This window comes from Streptomyces sp. 4N509B (assembly GCF_052245655.1).
Lineage (GTDB): Bacteria > Actinomycetota > Actinomycetes > Streptomycetales > Streptomycetaceae > Streptomyces.
Genome location: NZ_JBQQBZ010000002.1, coordinates 92829 through 109552, shown reverse-complemented (window position 1 = coordinate 109552; position 16724 = coordinate 92829). Strand labels below are relative to the sequence as shown.

Below are 16724 nucleotides of genomic sequence, written 5' to 3'. Positions count from 1 at the left end.
TGACGCCGCCCGCTCTCCAGATCTGACAGTTCCCTGCGCATTGGTCGCCGACGCGACGCCGTCGGCTCTCTTTCCCATGCCTTCGTCAGGTCCTCAGAGAGCTCATGTCCTCACATCCTCATACCGTGCTGCCCTGGGCGGTGCGGCGCACCCGCCTGCCCCTGCTCGCCCTCCGGTGCGTGGCCTGCCCTTCCGGCCGCGCCACCCTCGGCGACGGCAGGTTCCGCGTCAACGCCAACGGCAAGCTTCTCGACGTCTGGCTCCTGGTCAACTGCGTGTCGTGTGACCGGACCGGCAAGCTCACCGTCCACGAACGCGTCCCGGTCCGCTCCCTTCCCGCCGACCGTCTCGCCGGGTACACGGCCAACGCGCCGTCGCTCGTCGTGGACACCCTCCTCGACCCGTCGATCGCCCGGCGCAACCGGTACGCGCTCGACTGGAACGGGTGCTGGGAGCTCCACGCACCGCCCCCACCGGAGGTCTGTTGGCCGCTTGAGATCACGGTCGTCTTCGACGCCCCCGTGCCCGTCCGCCCCGAACGGCTCATCGCTCAGGGACTGGGCGTCAGCCGCAGCGAGATCGCTTGCAGAGTAAAGATCGACATCCCGCTGAACCGCAGGGTGAACCAGGACTTCTCGTTCACCCTGCTGGGGCCCGTCCGGTAGGTCCGGGCGCCGAGACGACGTCTCCACCGACCGGGGCAGAACACGGCCCAGCCGTGCTCTGCCCCGGTCATGAGCCGGTCGTCACCGCTGCGCCGTCAGGCTGTAGCTCTGCTTGTAGACGTGGCCGGGCTTGACGAGTTCGGTCACCTCGATCGGGCGCCGGTCGCGGCTGTGGACCACCCGGAAGATCTCCAGGAGGGGTATCTCACCCGGGAGTTGGAGGAGCAGGTACTCGTCCGTGGTCGCGTAGCGAGCGCCCACGATGTCCTCCTGTCCCAGCGTGGGGTGTCCCATCTGCTCCAGCAGGGCCGGAGAGCCGCCCGGGATCCTGCGCCGGTCGGCCAGGCGGGTGCCGCGCGCCAGCTCCGCCGGATAGTAGGACCACACCAGCTCGGCCGGCTTGTCGTCCAGCAGCCCGAGGCGCTTCCGCAGCACGGCGACGCCGTCGTCGGGCAGCCCGAACACCTCGCGGACGCGGCGGGGTGGCACGATCTCCCGCACGTCGAGGATGCGGAAGGTGGCCTTCTGGGATCGTTTCCGCGCCTCGGTGATCCATGAATAGGGCTGCCCGGGAGGAGCCGGCGCCATCATGGGCGCGGGCGCGATCTCCACCGGCGCCCGATCCCGCACGAAGACGCCCTGGCCGGAGTGGCCGACGAGGAAGCCCTCGTCCTTGAGCTTCCTCAGCGCACGTTGGACGGTGACGTTCGAGGTGCGGAACTGCCTGGTCAACTGCTCGGTGGTGGGCAGCTTCCGACCGGGCTCCCACTCGCCACACAGGATCAGCCGCCTGATCTCGTGGGCGATGGTGTCGGCGATGGGGCGCGGGTCCTCACGTTCCTCGGGCATGGTCAGCCCACCTCCAACTCGTAGCGGAGGCGGCGCGGCGCCTTCATGACCATCAGCGATGCCTCGAATGCCGCTCCACCGTCGGAGAAGGACGTACGCGTCAGGGTGAGGACTGCGGCGCCGGGCGCGAGATGGAGTGCCTCGGCCTCCGCGGTAGTGCAGGGGCGCTGCTCGATGTCCTCGACCGCTCGGCGTGCCTGATAACCGAGTGCCGCGAGGGCGGTCGGCGCGCCTCCCCTGATCTTCGCGTTGTCGGCGAGAGGGGTACCTGCGGCGATGCTCGCCGGGTAGTAGGAGGTGGCGAGCTCAACCGGTCGATCGTCCAGCAGGATGAGACGTCGACGGACCACCACCCGCTCGCTTTCGTCGAGGCCGAGTGACTCGGCCACCTCTGTCGGTGGCTTCAGCTCCGTCACCTCGATGAGGCGCTGTGACGTGCGTCCAGGGGCGGTGTCCGTCCATACGTCACTCTGGCCCTCGCCGCGTGGGAGCAGGTACGGCGTCGAGACGCTGGTCCACTTCCCGGTCACTTCTGCTCCTGCCTTCGGGGTACGGCACCCACCTTAAGACCTTGATGCATATGGCTCTGGGGGCGGCGCCGAGCTTGCAAGCTTGATACCTTAAGTATTAAGCAGTTAGGCTTGGTGAGGCGGGTGAACGCTGGGTCCCGAGGCGCATGGCGAGCGGGAGGAGGTCGCGAAGGCGCTCGCGGACTCTTGGTCGCCGCCGCTGGCTGACGCTGATCGGCGTCAACCTGCACGGCGTCGGTGTCAGTACGGGTCCGAAATCGTGTGCGGATCGCTGGCGTCGCAGGTGGGCCGATTCGACGGGGGCACCGCAGAAATCAGGTCACGCTCACGCAGCAAACCCCGCGACGTTGGGTGGACGTTCGGGGGCGTGGCCTCAACCGACAGGAGGTTGGTGACATGGCCCACGGAGGTACGTGGTGTGTCGAGACGCTGTTGCTTCTGGTTCCGGTCAGGTCTCGTCGCAGGGCGTACGCACTGTCGAAGAAGCTCCTGCCACTTGGTGAACTGCGGACACGGCGTCGTCGGCGTCGGGCGTTGCTGCCGGCGTCGGTGCGTGCCGACGCCTGTCCTCGTCGAACCGGTGGCGCGACGGTGGCGACGTGGTGAGCGGGGAGACGGCCCCGTCTGCCCCCGAGGCCGGTGCTGCGACACAGGCGCCTGCGCAGGGGCAGCAGGCCGCCGGTCAGGACAGTCCGACCATGGCGAAGCTCCGTGCGTTGGTGCGGGAGGTCAACGAGGTCAACCGGCGGAACCGGGTCAGCAAGGGCGGCCGGGCGCGGGCCGTGGCGCGGCGGGGTGGGGCCCGGTGACCGCCTACGTTCTGCTGCGGGGGGCGGCGTTGAAGCTGTGTGAGGAGCGGGCGGCGGAGGCGCCGGACGCGTTGTACCGGGTGTCGTGCCTGACGTGTTCGGCGCAGTCCGATCTCGTGCGGGACGACGCCCGCCCGGTGCAGGTCTGGGCGTTGGGCCACGCCCAGGAGCACGGCCTGAACCACAACCAGTTCCGCCTCACCACCCACCGGTACTGGCGCGTCGACCCCGCGCACGCGCCCGTCGGCGCCACGCCGTGGCCGCCGCCCGCCGGCTCGGCGCGGGTCCTGCGCAGGGTGGCGGCGCCCGTGTCTGCTCCGCACGCCACGCGGCGCCGGCACGGGCGCGCGCGGCCCGGCGCGGGATGCCGGGCCTGGCGCCTGCTGGTGAGGGCGGTCCGTGCCCTCGCCGGAGCCGGCCGTGCGTAGCGGACGCCTCCCCGCGCGCGGCGGGCTGACGGTCTCCCGCGACACGGTCCGCGCGGGCGACCGCGTCGCCATCGGCGGGGAGACGTTCACCGTCCAGCACGTCACCCGCTACGCCGCGGGCGGCGCCCGCCTCGTCTTCACCACCGGCGAGCACTTGGTCCTGCGGCCCTGGACCCGCCTCGACGTCACCCGACCAGCGGCCGGGCCGCCAACGGGAAGCCGTTGACGACCAGGGCTGCTCTGATCGGCCTCAGAGCGCCCACCGGTGGACCCGGCCGTCCGGGGCGCGGAACGCGAGGGTCTGCTCCCGTGGGGTGGCGCTGATCGTGAACCACTCGCGCCGTGGCCGGTTCAGCCGCAGCCACGCGTCGTGTGCCCGTTCGATCTCGGCCCACAGGTCGCGCGGGCCCGAGGTGACGACGGTGGAGCCGGAGCCGGGGCCGCCCGGTCGGTGATCGGCGACGCGTGCGGTCGAGCCGTCCCCCGGGTCGTGGAGCGTCGTCAGGTGCGCGCCGTCGCGGTTCTCGTAGGCGCGGACCGTGGTGGACGTCATGTGGAGCTGGGCGAAGAAGGAGAACGTCCAGTTGTCGAGAACGCTGCCGGACAGCTCCGAGTCGCGCCGCGCCCCGCCCTCGGAGGGAGGAGCGACAGCGCCCGGTGGCGGCCCGGACAGCAGCGGCATGAACGCGGCAGGTGTGTGCAGGACGTGCCCGGCCGCCGATCCGTCCGGGAGTTTCGTCAGGCGCGCGATCATGCCGCCGGCCAACGCGCCCCTGATGGGCACGACCATGACCCCGCCCGGCGCGCACTGCTCGAACCATGCGGCGGGAACGCGCCGCACGGAGCAGGTGGCGACGATCCGATCGAACGGGGCCCGGTCGGCCGCGCCGGCCGCGCCGTCCGCCCGGCGGGTCTCCGGACGGAGCCCGAGGTCGGCGAGGCGCGCGCGGGCCAGGGAGATCAGCCGTTCCGAGGTGTCCACGGTCGTGACGTGCGCGTCCCCGGCCAGCCAGGACAGCAGCGCCGCGTTGTAGCCGCTCCCGGTGCCGATCTCCAGCACGCGGGATCCCTTCCGCACGTCGAGGGCGTCGAGCATGTCCGCCATGAGACTGGGGGCCGTGGACGACGAGGTGGGAACGCCCGTCATCGCCCGCGCCTCCGCGTCCTCGGCGTGCACGCCGTCCAGTTCCGTGATGAGCGAGTCGTCCTGGTAGACGGCCGTGGTCCACGCGTCCGGATCGTCGTCCATGCCCCACGGTCTGAACGTCGTTCCGTCCCGGCGAAAGAAGCGCGGAACGAAGACATGGCGCGGAACGTTCAGGAACCCCTCGATCAGGGCGCCCGACAGGACGACGCCGCCGCGCTCCAACTGGCGCGCGAGCCCCATGCGTGCCTCGAAGAGCCGTCGCCTGTCCTCGGCAGGGCCTGTCACGTCGTTCCTTCCAGGTAATCAGCGATCGCGGCCGTGATCGGGAGACCGGTCGCCATCTCGATGAATCCGTACTGGCCTGAGGGGTTGACCTCCAGGAACACCCACTCACCGTCGGGAGTGACGGCGAAGTCGAACGCGCCATAGGGCAGGCCGAGCCGCTCCAACACGCGGTGAACGCCGGCAACAACCTCGGGCGGGGGAGCGCAGACACGATACACGTGGCTGGCGTAGTCGCTTCGCCAGTCAATCCTCGCCCTGTCCGAGTCCGCGTGAATCTCCGCGGCGAAGACCCGTTTTCCCACCACGGTCATCCTGACCTCGTGCGCTTTCGGTATCCACTCCTGAAACAGGTGTGCTGTCGTGGCGATATCGGGATGAGGGAGGTCCGCCGGCTCGACCAGGCTCGTGTACACGGCGGCGTTCCGCCCCTCGAGACGACCGCGCACGGGATAGAACGGCTTGAACACCAGGCGGCCGTCGACGCTGTCGGCGAAGTCACGCGCGGCGTTCGGGTCGTTCGTGATCACCGTGCGCGGCACGTTGAGACCCGAGTCGACCGCCACGCGGAGCTGTAATGGTTTGTGCTCGGCGTCCGCCGCCTTCCCCGGCGGGGACAGCCACGGGCACGGCAACGCGGCCAGGAGGCCCCCGAAGCCCAGACGGGCCTCCCTCTCGGCCACCTTTCGTGCCTCCGGTGACATTCCTCGCGGCATCTGCGGGCGCTTCGGACGGCGGAAGTAGACCGAGCGGACCGCTTCGAGTCGCACCGAGCGACGGTCGGTCCTGAGGGTCCCGCGCCAACCGTTCCCGGTGAGACTGGCGGCCAGGGCCAGGCTCACCGGGAACTGTGCCACGTCGACCCGGAAGACCGGCACCGCGCGCCGATTCAGCTCCTCAACGGCCAGGTCGGCCGTCGGGTCGAAACGGCCGGCCAACACGAGGACCGTCCCGGGGCGCGGCATCAGTCGTCACTCGGCCCGGGATCGTCCTTCGCGTCCGTCCGCTCCGGCGACGACTCGGTCGCCTCGGTCGTGAAGTAGGTCATCGGAGGATTCTTCGTCATGAAGACCCCGGGAGGCAGATCGTCGTAGGAACTCGTCTGGGTCTCTTCGTCGTACTCGACGACCTCGGGCAGGACTCCGCCCGAGGTGGTCACCGGAGTCAGGTACCGGAAGGCGAACGGAGCGGGCCCGTCGCATTCGCGCACCTCGGGCGCGATCGTGACGGTCTCCTGCTCCAGCGGAAACCGGGATTCCGGTCGGTACAGATCAACGCCGTCCCGTTGGGATAAGGAAACGGGCATGGCCTCCCTCTCTTGCTCTCTGTTCGTCGATGGGAAGCAAGGGATCTTCCGCCCGCGACCGGGTAGGAATCGACGCGTCGGGCCGAGATCTACCGTCGCCATCCCCAGAGCCACGGGGAACTATTCGGATAACCTGCCAGGGGAATATTCCGAATGTCGCCGCCGGAGCGAGGACGGCGATGGCCGACGAAGACGACGGCGTGGGTGGCGAATTCGGTGGGCATGGTCGATCCGGCTCACACGCCCGCCTCGTCTTCACCACCGGCGAGCACCTGGTCCTGCGGCCCTGGACCCGCCTCGACGTCCTCCGGGCACCCGGTCGGGGAGCGAGCGGGTGACCGGAGGACGTCGCCGGACGGGGCAGCGCCCCGGGCGTCACGGGAGGCTGCGGCGGAGTGCCCAGAAGGCGGTGGCCGCCGTGGCGGCGGCCAGGGCCAGGACGAGGCCGGTCTCGACGAGTTGGATCGGCCAGTAGTGCGAGGCCGGGTGGACCTTCGCGTAGAAGTCGGTCGCCCCGTGGTCCGCCAGGCACGCGCCGAGGTCCCCGGGCACGGCCTGGTCGGCGCAGTCGAGGCCGCTGACGCGCTCGCCGGACTCCAGGATCATCCCGAACTCCAGCTGGTCGGCCTGGCCGGAGGTGGTGTCCAGCGGGCCGCGCACCTCGCTCGCCGGCCAGAGGGAGGACCGGACCCGGTCGCCCAGGTGGTAGGCCAGGCCGATGCCGGCCAGCGCCAGGCCCGCCGAGGGCAGGACGCGTCGCGTGAGCAGGGCCGCCAGCGCGCCGAGGGCCAGCCCGAGCAGGACGTACGCCGGGCCCACCGTTCCGGCGGCGTGGAAGTACTCGCTGTTCCACCGGTTGACTCCCTCGTCGGGTCCTGAGGACCACACCCACCGGAAGATCAGGGTCAGTGCCGCCACGCCGGCGAGGAGCGCCGCCGCCGGGACGGCCAGCTTCGCGGCGAGCCAGCGGGCCGGGGGCACGGACTGGGTCCACGCCACGGTGGCGGTGCCGCGTTCCAGCTCCCGGCCGACCAACGCGGCGCCCGCGACGGCGGCGATGCCGCACGGCAGCCAGGCGAGGAGCCGGGCGGCCCGGAGTTCGGAGCTCGCGTAGCCGGACTCCGTGGCGCACAGCAGTGGGACCGTGGCACAGCCGTCGGTCAGGCCGCCGTCCTGCCCCCGCCCGCGGAGCCAGAGCAGCCAGCCGGCCCCGGCGACGACCAGGACCGCCCACGCCGCGAGCGGCACCCGGTGCAGGCGGTGCACGGCCCAGCCCAGCCCGTGGCGTGGCGACGGGGAGCGGGGCGCGGAGGCGGAAGGGGAGGGGGAGGGAGAGGGGGAGAGGGTGGTCATGCGACGGCCTCCGGGATCGGGGCGGGCGAGGCGCTGTCCGTGAACAGGGCGGGGGCGCCGGGGTTGCGCAGGTGGGCCAGGACCAGCTCCTCCAGGGAGGGCTGCTCGACGTGCCACGCGGCCGTGTCGACCGGCCCCCGCCGGCGCACCAGCGCCGTGTGGCCGCGGCCCGTCGCGCCGGACTCCACGACGGTGTGCGGCGCGAAGTCGGGTGAGGCGCCGGTCAGGCGGGCGTGCGCGGCGAGGACGTCCTCGCTCTCTCCCGCGAGCCTGACCCGCCCGCCGCCGAGCAGCAGCAGGTAGTCGCAGGAGCCCTCCAGTTCGGCGACGGCGTGGGAGGACATGACGACGCTGGTGCCGTGTTCGACGGCGGTGGCCAGCAGGGCGCCCATCAACTGGTGGCGGGCGACCGGGTCGAGGTCGGCCATCGGCTCGTCCAGCAGCAGCACCTCCGCCCGTTTGCCGAGGGCCAGGGCCAGGGCGACCCGGGTGCGCTCGCCCCCGGAGAGGGTGCGGACCCGGGCCGCCGGGTCGAGGTCGGCGCCGTACGCCGCGCGCTCCGCCGCCTCCTGGTCCCAGCGCCCGGGGTTGAGCTCGGCGCCCAGCCGGAGCGTGGCGGCGACGGTGAGCTGCGGATAGAGGGGACGCGTCTGCGCCACGTAGCCGATCCGCGGCCGGGCCGCGGCCGGGCCGGTGCCGAGCACCCGCAGCGTGCCCCGCGTCGGGCGGAGCAGTCCGGCCGCCAGGGCGAGCAGCGTGGACTTGCCGGCGCCGTTCGGGCCGATGAGCGCGCAGATCCGTCCGGCGGGCAGCCGGAAGGAGCAGTCCCGCAGGACCGGGTCGCGGCGGCGACCGTAGCGCATCGTCAGGTCTCGCGCCTGAAGCGCGGCGGGTTCCTTGCTCATCGCTCTCCCTCGCTGAACTCCTGGTGCTCCCGGAACTCCCGGAACTCCTGCTCCAGAGCGGAGCTGAACAGTGCGGCGACGTCCTCGCGAGCGAGCCCCCCCGCGCGGGCCCGCCTCATCCAGTCGGCCAGCTCGGCGGCGAGCGGCGACCGGGCCGCCGCCGTCCCGTCGCCGAGCGACTTCCGCACGAAGGTGCCGAGGCCGCGTCGTGCCTCCACCAGGCCCTCGCGTTCCAGCTCGCGGTAGGCCTTGAGCACGGTGTTCGGGTTGATGGCGGTCGCCTCGACGACCTCGCGGGCGGTGGGCAGCCGGTCGCCCGGTTCGAGCAGGCCCAGGCGCAACGCCTGCTTCGTCTGCTGGACGATCTGCAGGTAGGTGGCCACGCCGGTCCTTCGGTCGATCCGGTATTCGATCACTGCAACCCCCTTTCACTAATCAAGTAGTGAAAGGGTGGTGGATCGCGGCGCTCGATGTCAAGTTCGGGGCGGGCGCTCACCCTTGTGGCGGGTGGGGTCCGCCTCGCGGTGGCGCCCGCCCCGTCCTCATCGGCGGGGCCGGTGTCGCCTCACGCGACGGCGGTGCCCTCCAGCTCGACCATCTGGCCGGGGATCGCCAGCCGCGTCACCCCGAGCATCGAGGTGGCCGGTGCCACCCCGGCGGCGCCCAGCCGCGCCGCCAGCCCTCCGTAGTGCTGGAGGAGCAGGTCGACGTCGGTCGTGTAGACAGTGAGGCGGACGAGGTTCGCGAGGGTCATGTCGGCCTCGGCGAGCACGGCCTCCAGGTTGTCGACGCTCAGCGCCAGCTGTGCCGCCATGTCGCCGTCGTGCAGGGGCCTGCCGTCGTCGCTCATCGCGGTCTGCCCCGAGCAGTACAGGGTCCGCGTCTGTCCGGAGACGAGCTCGCCCTGGTTGAACCCCATCTCCACCGACCACGTCACCGGGTTGACCGCCGTTCGGTTCATCGCCACATCCTCTTCTCCTCGGTTCACGGGAACGGGGACGTCCGTCGGCTCGGCCGGCAGGCCAGCTCGGCCAGCTCGGCCAGCCACCAGCGTGGACGTCGCGATCGCGAGCCTCCCAACAAAACGTGACACCCTCCGTCACGTATGCGGGATAACGTTTCCGCATGCGTGCCGACCGCCTGGTCTCGCTCGTGTTGCTGCTGCGCCAGCGCGGTCGGCTGACCGCGAGGACGCTGGCCCGCGAGCTGGAGGTGTCCACCCGCACCGTGCTGCGCGACATCGAGGCGCTGTCCGCGGCCGGCGTCCCGGTCCATGCCGAACGCGGCCGGCACGGCGGGTTCGCGTTGCTGCCCGGCTTCCGGACCGAGCTCACCGGGCTGAACCACGAGGAGGCCCTCGCCGTGCTGACCGCCGGCTCGGGGCGCGGCGAGCAGGCGTTCGGTCTCGGCTCGGCGCTCGCCTCGGCCATGCGGAAGGTGGTCGACGCGCTGCCGGAGAGCCACCGGGCCACCGCGAGCGACGCGGCCCAGCGGTTCCTCGTCAACCCGGAGACCGACCTGCTCGCACGCCGGCTGGTCACCGACGAGGTGCCCGAGGCCACCATGGTCGAGGTCCGGCGCGCGGTGCTCGCCGGCCACCGGCTGCGCATCCACTACGCGGCCACGGGCCAGGCGCCACAGTGGCGCACGGTGGACCCGATCGGCCTGGTCACCGTGCGGGACCGGGCCTACCTGCTGGCCACGAGATCCGGCGCGGACCGCACCTACCGGCTGTCGCGGGTGGTGGCGGCCGAGACGCTCCCCGAGCCGGCGCGGCGACCGAACCGGGTCGACCTCGACCGGATCTGGCGGGAGCGCTCCGCGCGGTTCCTCTCCGGCGGCGACCACGTCACCGCGCTGGTGCGGATGAACCCGGCGCGACGGGAGGAACTGCTGGACACGGCGCTGGCCGTCCGGGCGGAGGAACCCGACGCGGACGGCTGGCTGCGGCTGGAGGTGACCTTCCAGGACGCGCGGCACGCCGAATGGGCGCTGTGGCAGCTCAGCGCGGACGCGGAGGCTCTGGCCCCGCGCTCGTTGCGCGCCTCGCTGCGCGACCGCGCCGCCGCGATCGCCGCCCGGTACGGAGACTCGTCCTGAGAGACGCTTCCCGAGCCGGCGCGGCGGGGGGACCCCCGGCTGGGCCCGGGACCGCGCCGTGGCGATCGCCGCCCGCTACGCAAGGCTCATCCAGGGAGCACGCGGTAGGTCACGTGCGTGACCAGCGACGCCGCCCGCGAGCTGACCTGTTCGAGGGTCAGCGGCGGCACGCCCTCGAACAGGCGCGTGCCGGCGCCCAGCGTGAGCGGCACGATGTGCAGCCGCAGCTCGTCGACGAGGCCGGCGGCGAGGTACTGGTTGATGGTGGTGGCGCCGCCCTGGATCGCGACGTCACCGTCGCCGGCCGCCTCCCGCGCCTGGGCCAGCGCGGACTCGATGCCGTCGGTGACGAAGTGGTACGTGGTGCCGCCCTCCATCGGCTGTGGCTCGCGCGCGTGGTGGGTGAGCACGAAGACCGGGGCGTGGTACGGAGGGTTGTCGCCCCACCAGCCGTTCCACTGCCGGTCCCACGCGCCCCGCACGGGGCCGAACATGTTGCGCCCCATGATGTAGGCACGGGCGGAGGTCATCTGGTCGATCTCGGCCCGGTTCTCCTCGGACGTCTCGGAGTACCAGGCGTGCAGGCGGTCGCCCCAGCCGTCGCCCCCGTCGTCGCCGAACGGGCGTTCCTCGCTCTGGTTGAGCCCGGCCGAGTACCCGTCGGCCGAGATCGTGATGCTGCTGACCACCCTGCCCATGTGTCGCTCCTCCTCGTGGCGGCTCGTCAGGTAGCAGCATGGAACAGCGTTGGCATGTCGTCTAATGCCAATCGGGTGGTGATCGCATTGATATCTTCGATCAATGCTCAGCCTGGTCCATCTCAGGGTTCTGGCCGCGGTGGCCCGACACGGGTCGGTGACCGAGGCGGCCAGGGAACTGCACTACTCGCAGCCGTCGGTGAGCCACCACCTGTCCCGCCTGGAGGCCGCCACCGGCGCCAAGCTCGTCCAGCGGGTCGGTCGCGGGATCCGTCTCACGCCGGAGGGGCGGCTGCTGGCCAACCGCGCCGTCGAGATCGTGGGGCGGGTCGACGCGGCGACCAACGAACTCGCGGCACAGGTCGGCCTCCAGTCCGGGCGGGTCCGGCTGGCCGCGAACGCCTCCGCCCTCAGCGTCCTCGTCCCCAGGGCGGCCGACGTCATGGCGCGGGAGCACCCGGCGGTCGCGTTGAGTCTGCTCGACCGCCACCCGGTCGAGGCGCTCCAGATGCTGCGCCACGGCGAGGTCGACGTCGCCGTGGTCTTCCAACACGTCGACACCGACACCCCGGGCGAGGAGGAGGGAGTCCGCCTCCTCCACCTCGGCGACGACCCGATCCACCTCGTCAGCCGGCGACCCGACGACAGCCTCGCGAACCATCGCCGCTCCGCCTGGATCGGCGGGTGCGACCGGTGCGAGGCGGAGCTGCTCGCCGTGTGCCGGCGGGAGGGCTTCACCCCTCGCATCGCCTCGTTCAGCGACGACATGGTCGTCGTGCAGTCCCTGGTGGCCGCCGGCCTGGGGGTCGCCACCCTGCCCGGCCTCGCGCTGCGAGCGCATCGCCGGCCCGACATCCATGCCACCGAACTCCCCGGCTGTCACCGCCGGATCCACGCCGCCACCTACGGCGATCCGCCCGATCCGCCCGCCGTCGCCGCCGTCCTGGCGGCGCTCGTCGAAGCGGCTGCGGTGACGACGTCGACCGACGCCACCGTCCCCGTTCCCCGTTGTTCCCCGTCGACCGGGCCGTCACCGGCCGTCTGACTCCCCGGCCGTGTCTCACCACCCGTGTCGCGCGCCCGGCGGCTCGGCCACCCGACGCCCTCGACCGGCGGGGCGGCCGGGCGCGTGACACGGAGCGGTCGTCGGGCCGTGCCCGGCGACGCGTCTCCGTGCTCCGCTCCGCGGCGTCCCCGCCCGGCGACGGGTCAGGGCGCGGTCACCGGTAGTTGACGAACTGGGTGGCGAAGTCGAAGTCGGCCTCGCGCACCAGCCGCTGCACCTCCTGGAGCGCGTCCCTGCTCTTGGAGGTCACCCGCAGCTCGTCGCCCTGCACCTGGGCCTTGACCCCCTTGGGGCCCTCGTCCCTGATGAGCTTCGCGACCTTCTTGGCGTCCTCCGTGGAGATGCCCTCCTTGATCGTCGAGTACAGCCGGTACTCCTTGCCCGACGCCTGCGGCTCGCCGGCGTCGAGCGCCTTCAGCGAGATGTTCCGCTTCACCAGCTTGGACTGGAAGATGTCGAGCACGGCCTTGGCCCGCTCCTCCGAGTTGGCGCGGATCTCGATCCGCTCGCCCGACCAGGCGATGGACGCCCCGACCCCACGGAAGTCGTAGCGCTGCGACACCTCCTTCGCGGCCTGGTTGAGCGCGTTGTCAACCTCCTGCCGGTCGACCTTCGAGACGATGTCGAAACTGGAATCGGCCATGATCCCCTCGGGCTCCTCACTGCTCGTCTACTGATCACTCGCACGTTCTGCCCAGCCTAGTGACCACCAGGGCCGGGGCCCGACGGACGTGCGGCTTCGACCGTGCGGCTTCGCGCGTGCGGACACGCGGGAGGGCGCCTCGGACCGGCGCGGTGGCCGGCCCGAGGCGCCCTCGGGGTGGAGCGTCACGCGAACGTCGTCACGCGAACGTCGTCAGGCGTTCGTCCTTTGGCGTGTGTCGTCACGCGCTCCCTCGTCTGACCTGTCAGACGAGGTCGAAGCGGTCGAGGTTCATCACCTTGTCCCACGCCGCGACGAAGTCCTTCACGAACTTCTCCTTCGCGTCGTCGCTCGCGTAGACCTCCGCGACCGCCCGCAGCTCGGAGTTCGAGCCGAAGACCAGGTCGGCACGGCTGCCGGTCCACTTCACCTCGCCCGTGGCGTCGTCGCGGCCCTCGAACGTGGTCGCGTCGCCGGAGGTGGCGCTCCACGTCGTGCCCAGGTCGAGCAGGTTGACGAAGAAGTCGTTCGTCAGGGTCCCGGGGCGCTCGGTGAGGACGCCGAGCTGCGACTGCTGGTAGTTGGCGCCCAGCACGCGGAGGCCACCGACCAGGACCGTCATCTCCGGGGCGCTCAGGGTGAGCAGGTTCGCGCGGTCGATCAGCAGGAACTCCGCCGGCAGCCGGGTCTCGCCCTTGCCGAGGTAGTTCCGGAACCCGTCGGCGGCCGGCTCGAGCGCGGCGAACGACTCCACGTCCGTCTGCTCCTGCGAGGCGTCCACGCGGCCCGGCGTGAAGGGGACCGTCACCGGGAAGCCGGCGTCGCGGGCCGCCTTCTCGACGGCGGCGCAGCCACCGAGCACGATCACGTCGGCCAGCGAAACCTGCTTGCCACCGCTCTGCGCGGCGTTGAAGGACTGCTGGACCTCCTCCAGGGCGCGCAGCGCCACGGCCAGCTGGTCCGGCTCGTTGACCTCCCAGCCGCGCTGCGGCTCCAGGCGGACGCGCGCGCCGTTGGCGCCGCCGCGCCGGTCGCTGCCGCGGAAGGAGGCGGCCGACGCCCAGGCGGTGGACACCAGCTGGGAGACGGACAGGCCGGAGGCGAGGACGCGCTCCTTCAGGGCGGCGACGTCCTCGGCGTCGATCAGCTCGTGGGTCCGCTCCGGCAGGGGGTCCTGCCACAGCAGCGTCTCGGAGGGGACCTCCGGGCCGAGGTACCGCACGACCGGCCCCATGTCGCGGTGGGTCAGCTTGAACCACGCGCGGGCGAAGGCGTCGGCGAACTCCTCGGGGTTGTCCTTGAAGCGCCGCGAGATCTGCTCGTAGACCGGGTCGAAGCGGAGCGACAGGTCCGTGGTGAGCATCGTCGGCGCGTGCCGCTTGGACGGGTCGTGCGCGTCGGGAACGGTGCCGGCGCCCGCGCCGTCCTTCGGCCGCCACTGCTGCGCGCCGGCGGGGCTGGTGAACAGCTCCCACTCGTAGCCGAAGAGGATCTCGAAGAAGTCGTTGCTCCACTGCGTCGGCTTCGTGGTCCAGATGCCCTCGAGGCCGCTGGTGATCGTGTCCGCGCCCTTGCCGGTGCCGTGGGAGCTCTTCCAGCCGAAGCCCTGCTGCTCGATCGGGGCGCCCTCGGGGTCGGCGCCGACGGCGTCGGCCGGGCCCGCGCCGTGGGTCTTGCCGAAGGTGTGGCCACCGGCGATCAGGGCGACGGTCTCCTCGTCGTTCATCGCCATCCGGCGGAACGTCTCGCGGATGTCGCGGGCGGCGGCCAGCGGGTCGGGGTTGCCGTTCGGGCCCTCGGGGTTCACGTAGATGAGGCCCATCTGGACGGCGCCCAGCGGCTGCTCCAGCTCACGGTCGCCGCTGTACCGCTTGTCGTCGAGCCAGGTGGTCTCGGGGCCCCAGTAGACGTCCTCCTCGGACTCCCACACGTCCTCGCGACCGCCGGCGAAGCCGAAGGTCTCGAAGCCCATCGACTCCAGCGCGACGTTGCCGGCCAGGATCATCAGGTCGGCCCAGGACAGGCTCTGGCCGTACTTCTTCTTCACCGGCCACAGCAGGCGGCGGGCCTTGTCGAGGTTGCCGTTGTCCGGCCAGCTGTTGAGGGGGGCGAAGCGCTGCTGGCCGGCCCCCGCGCCGCCGCGGCCGTCGCTGATGCGGTAGGTTCCCGCGCTGTGCCAGGCCATCCGGATGATGAACGGGCCGTAGTGCCCGAAGTCGGCCGGCCACCAGTCCTGCGAGGTCGTGAGCACCTCGGCTATGTCCCGCTTCACGGCGGGGAGGTCGAGGGAGGAGAACGCCTCGGCGTAGTCGAACTCCTCGCCGAGGGGGTTGGCGACGGCGGGGTTCTTGGCGAGGACCTTCAGGTTGAGCCGCTCGGGCCACCACTGGCGGTTCCCGCCGCCCTGGGTCGGGTGCGCGGCGCGGACGTGCGGGACCGGGCAGCGACTCGGGCCCGCCGTCGCGTTGTCGGCGTGTGCGTCATGGTTCTCAGACATGGGAGATCTCTCGGAATCCTTCCGGCCCAGACGGTTCAGGCTGTTCGGGGTGCTGAGGGTGTTTGAGGCTGCTCGGGGTGATCAGGAACTGCGGGCGATGGAACAGAAGCCGTGGTCGTCGGACGCGGCCCGACAGGGGACGACGATCCGACCGACCACGCGGCCGGCGTCAGCCCTGACGCCCACGACACGACACATCCCTCGAATCGGACCGGAATCCGGCCGGTTCGACGCGGCGTACGCGCCGCGCGGTGGCGGCGCGTGGCGCGTCTCACGCGCCCACGGGCGCCGCTCCGCATGGCGGCGGTCCGTAACGTCAACCCCACGATCTCCTGCCGTACTGGACGTCCTGCCCCTTGCTGTCAACGTGCTTGTCGACAGAACTGATCCTACGATGGACAGTGTCTGAGTCAAGAAGCATGCTAAATCACTACGTAATCAAAACTCGGACTCACAAAACAAGACATAAGCGGGCACAACTGAGCCCCATCGACCTTCGACCCTGTATAGGCGAACCGACATGAGTGACCTGATGGAGAGACTCCGGGGGCGCGGCTGGCGGATGACCTCCCAGCGCCGCGTCGTCGTCGAGGTCCTCGACGGCGACCACGTGCATCTCACGGCCGACGAGGTCCACGCCCGCGCGTCCCGGCGGCTGCCCGAGATCTCCCGCGCGACCGTCTACAACACCCTGGGCGAGCTGGTCTCCCTCGGCGAGCTCACGGAGGTCTCCACCGACGGGCGCGCCAAGCGCTACGACCCGAACGCGCACCACCCCCACCAGCACCTGGTGTGCGTGCGCTGCGGCACGATCCGAGACGTCCACCCGAGTGGGAGCCCGTTGGCCGACCTTCCCGTGGAGGAACGATTCGGCTTCACGGTCTCCGAGGTCGAGGTCACCTTCCGCGGGGTGTGCCCCGCCTGCGCGTAGCGCTCTCTCCCGCCCCCGCTTCTGCTCCCGCTTCCGCTCGTGCTCCGCTCTCTCGGTTCTCCGGTGAGGGGCGGGAGAGCGGACGGGCCGGCGCGGACCGGGTTCGGCGGCATGGGGTGCGGGGCATGGGGCCGGGGCGTCGATGAGGGGGACCGCTCCGTGGCTCTGGCCGGCGCGGTGGGGTGGGGTGACCGTCGTCAGGCCGCGGTGCGCACCGTGGTCGACTGCTTCCGGCTACTCGGCGCCGAGTCCGGCAGGCCGAGGGGTTCGCGGACCGCGGTGTAAGGAGGGCTGTTCGGCGCCGAGACCGTCGCTGTCGGTCTCGATCGGCCGGTGGACGGCCGCCGCCTCGCCCGGGACGCGTTCGGGAGCGCGCGCACGGGCGGGATCAGAGGTTCAGAGGTTCGTTCGCCGCGCGGGCATCGACCCCGGGTCTGGCCCGGGGCGTGGCCCGCCGGAAGGTGAGGGCACGGCCGCCGGATGGGCAGCCGCCGGCCGTGTGCGCTCACGCGGCT

Annotated in this window: 18 protein-coding genes; 6 read left to right on the top strand and 12 right to left on the bottom strand. The window is 71.8% G+C overall.

Annotated features, from left to right (window positions below):
- The first annotated feature begins 125 nt into the window (after positions 1-125).
- Positions 126-665 carry a DUF1062 domain-containing protein gene (locus ACTWP5_RS02595; RefSeq protein ID WP_443219024.1) on the top strand — a complete coding sequence of 180 codons (540 nt, stop codon included), beginning with the start codon at positions 126-128 and terminating at the stop codon, positions 663-665.
- Between the two features lie 81 nt (positions 666-746).
- On the opposite strand, the gene ACTWP5_RS02590 is transcribed toward ACTWP5_RS02595, so the two are convergent.
- Positions 747-1514, bottom strand: a complete 768-nt coding sequence (locus ACTWP5_RS02590) for a GntR family transcriptional regulator (protein ID WP_443219023.1) — start codon at positions 1512-1514, stop codon at positions 747-749.
- Between the two features lie 2 nt (positions 1515-1516).
- Positions 1517-2044, bottom strand: coding sequence for a GntR family transcriptional regulator (locus tag ACTWP5_RS02585; protein WP_443219022.1), 528 nt, complete (start codon positions 2042-2044; stop codon positions 1517-1519).
- A gap of 805 nt (positions 2045-2849) precedes the next feature.
- Here ACTWP5_RS02585 and ACTWP5_RS02580 point away from each other — a divergent pair.
- Together ACTWP5_RS02580 and ACTWP5_RS02575 are read left to right on the top strand one after the other, a co-directional pair.
- Positions 2850-3281 carry a DUF7848 domain-containing protein gene (locus ACTWP5_RS02580; RefSeq protein ID WP_443219021.1) on the top strand — a complete coding sequence of 144 codons (432 nt, stop codon included), beginning with the start codon at positions 2850-2852 and terminating at the stop codon, positions 3279-3281.
- Complete coding sequence (locus ACTWP5_RS02575; protein ID WP_443219020.1) at positions 3274-3507, top strand: hypothetical protein; 234 nt, start codon at positions 3274-3276, stop codon at positions 3505-3507. The genes ACTWP5_RS02580 and ACTWP5_RS02575 overlap by 8 nt, the downstream gene beginning before the upstream one ends.
- 24 nt (positions 3508-3531) lie before the next feature.
- Here ACTWP5_RS02575 and ACTWP5_RS02570 read toward each other — a convergent pair whose 3' ends face one another.
- The 7 genes from ACTWP5_RS02570 to ACTWP5_RS02540 form a co-directional block, all read right to left on the bottom strand.
- Entirely contained in the window at positions 3532-4713 is a 1182-nt protein-coding gene (locus ACTWP5_RS02570; RefSeq protein ID WP_443219019.1) for a methyltransferase domain-containing protein, read from the bottom strand.
- Positions 4710-5651 (bottom strand): ATP-grasp ribosomal peptide maturase, encoded by a 942-nt coding sequence (tgmB, locus tag ACTWP5_RS02565; protein ID WP_443219322.1) that lies wholly within the window; start codon positions 5649-5651, stop codon positions 4710-4712. The genes ACTWP5_RS02570 and tgmB overlap by 4 nt, the downstream gene beginning before the upstream one ends.
- Positions 5652-5674: 23 nt before the next feature.
- On the bottom strand, positions 5675-6016 hold the full coding sequence (locus tag ACTWP5_RS02560; protein WP_443219018.1) for a hypothetical protein: 342 nt from the start codon (positions 6014-6016) through the stop codon (positions 5675-5677).
- 375 nt (positions 6017-6391) lie between these two features.
- A complete protein-coding gene (locus ACTWP5_RS02555; RefSeq protein WP_443219017.1) occupies positions 6392-7369 on the bottom strand; it encodes an ABC transporter permease in 978 nt (325 codons plus the stop codon).
- A complete protein-coding gene (locus tag ACTWP5_RS02550; protein ID WP_443219016.1) occupies positions 7366-8274 on the bottom strand; it encodes an ABC transporter ATP-binding protein in 909 nt (302 codons plus the stop codon). Before ACTWP5_RS02550 ends, ACTWP5_RS02555 begins: the two co-directional genes overlap by 4 nt.
- Positions 8271-8690: a GntR family transcriptional regulator gene (locus ACTWP5_RS02545; protein WP_443219015.1), complete on the bottom strand. Its 420-nt coding sequence runs from the start codon at positions 8688-8690 to the stop codon at positions 8271-8273. The genes ACTWP5_RS02550 and ACTWP5_RS02545 overlap by 4 nt, the downstream gene beginning before the upstream one ends.
- A gap of 149 nt (positions 8691-8839) precedes the next feature.
- Complete coding sequence (locus tag ACTWP5_RS02540; RefSeq protein WP_443219014.1) at positions 8840-9235, bottom strand: RidA family protein; 396 nt, start codon at positions 9233-9235, stop codon at positions 8840-8842.
- 164 nt (positions 9236-9399) lie between these two features.
- On the opposite strand from ACTWP5_RS02540, the gene ACTWP5_RS02535 reads away from it, so the two are divergent.
- Complete coding sequence (locus tag ACTWP5_RS02535; RefSeq protein WP_443219013.1) at positions 9400-10374, top strand: helix-turn-helix transcriptional regulator; 975 nt, start codon at positions 9400-9402, stop codon at positions 10372-10374.
- A gap of 86 nt (positions 10375-10460) precedes the next feature.
- On the opposite strand, the gene ACTWP5_RS02530 is transcribed toward ACTWP5_RS02535, so the two are convergent.
- Entirely contained in the window at positions 10461-11072 is a 612-nt protein-coding gene (locus ACTWP5_RS02530; RefSeq protein WP_443219012.1) for a dihydrofolate reductase family protein, read from the bottom strand.
- A gap of 103 nt (positions 11073-11175) precedes the next feature.
- On the opposite strand from ACTWP5_RS02530, the gene ACTWP5_RS02525 reads away from it, so the two are divergent.
- Positions 11176-12117 carry a LysR family transcriptional regulator gene (locus tag ACTWP5_RS02525; RefSeq protein ID WP_443219011.1) on the top strand — a complete coding sequence of 314 codons (942 nt, stop codon included), beginning with the start codon at positions 11176-11178 and terminating at the stop codon, positions 12115-12117.
- A gap of 175 nt (positions 12118-12292) precedes the next feature.
- Here ACTWP5_RS02525 and ACTWP5_RS02520 read toward each other — a convergent pair whose 3' ends face one another.
- Together ACTWP5_RS02520 and katG are read right to left on the bottom strand one after the other, a co-directional pair.
- On the bottom strand, positions 12293-12781 hold the full coding sequence (locus tag ACTWP5_RS02520) for a YajQ family cyclic di-GMP-binding protein (RefSeq protein ID WP_443219010.1): 489 nt from the start codon (positions 12779-12781) through the stop codon (positions 12293-12295).
- Between the two features lie 265 nt (positions 12782-13046).
- A complete protein-coding gene (gene katG, locus ACTWP5_RS02515) occupies positions 13047-15278 on the bottom strand; it encodes a catalase/peroxidase HPI (RefSeq protein ID WP_443219009.1) in 2232 nt (743 codons plus the stop codon).
- 520 nt (positions 15279-15798) lie between these two features.
- On the opposite strand from katG, the gene ACTWP5_RS02510 reads away from it, so the two are divergent.
- The gene (locus ACTWP5_RS02510; RefSeq protein ID WP_443219008.1) at positions 15799-16209 is read left to right on the top strand and encodes a Fur family transcriptional regulator; all 411 of its coding nucleotides are present in this window, start codon (positions 15799-15801) and stop codon (positions 16207-16209) included.
- The last annotated feature ends 515 nt before the right edge of the window (positions 16210-16724 follow it).

Excerpts from the sequence above, each read along its gene's own strand:
- ACTWP5_RS02535 (WP_443219013.1), top strand. The coding sequence starts at position 9,400 with ATGCGTGCCGACCGCCTGGTCTCGCTCGTGTTGCTGCTGCGCCAGCGC.
- ACTWP5_RS02560 (WP_443219018.1), bottom strand. The coding sequence starts at position 6,016 with ATGCCCGTTTCCTTATCCCAACGGGACGGCGTTGATCTGTACCGACCG.
- ACTWP5_RS02510 (WP_443219008.1), top strand. The coding sequence starts at position 15,799 with ATGAGTGACCTGATGGAGAGACTCCGGGGGCGCGGCTGGCGGATGACC.
- ACTWP5_RS02590 (WP_443219023.1), bottom strand. The coding sequence starts at position 1,514 with ATGCCCGAGGAACGTGAGGACCCGCGCCCCATCGCCGACACCATCGCC.
- ACTWP5_RS02540 (WP_443219014.1), bottom strand. The coding sequence starts at position 9,235 with ATGAACCGAACGGCGGTCAACCCGGTGACGTGGTCGGTGGAGATGGGG.
- ACTWP5_RS02550 (WP_443219016.1), bottom strand. The coding sequence starts at position 8,274 with ATGAGCAAGGAACCCGCCGCGCTTCAGGCGCGAGACCTGACGATGCGC.
- ACTWP5_RS02520 (WP_443219010.1), bottom strand. The coding sequence starts at position 12,781 with ATGGCCGATTCCAGTTTCGACATCGTCTCGAAGGTCGACCGGCAGGAG.
- katG (WP_443219009.1), bottom strand. The coding sequence starts at position 15,278 with ATGTCTGAGAACCATGACGCACACGCCGACAACGCGACGGCGGGCCCG.
- ACTWP5_RS02525 (WP_443219011.1), top strand. The coding sequence starts at position 11,176 with ATGCTCAGCCTGGTCCATCTCAGGGTTCTGGCCGCGGTGGCCCGACAC.
- ACTWP5_RS02555 (WP_443219017.1), bottom strand. The coding sequence starts at position 7,369 with ATGACCACCCTCTCCCCCTCTCCCTCCCCCTCCCCTTCCGCCTCCGCG.
- ACTWP5_RS02530 (WP_443219012.1), bottom strand. The coding sequence starts at position 11,072 with ATGGGCAGGGTGGTCAGCAGCATCACGATCTCGGCCGACGGGTACTCG.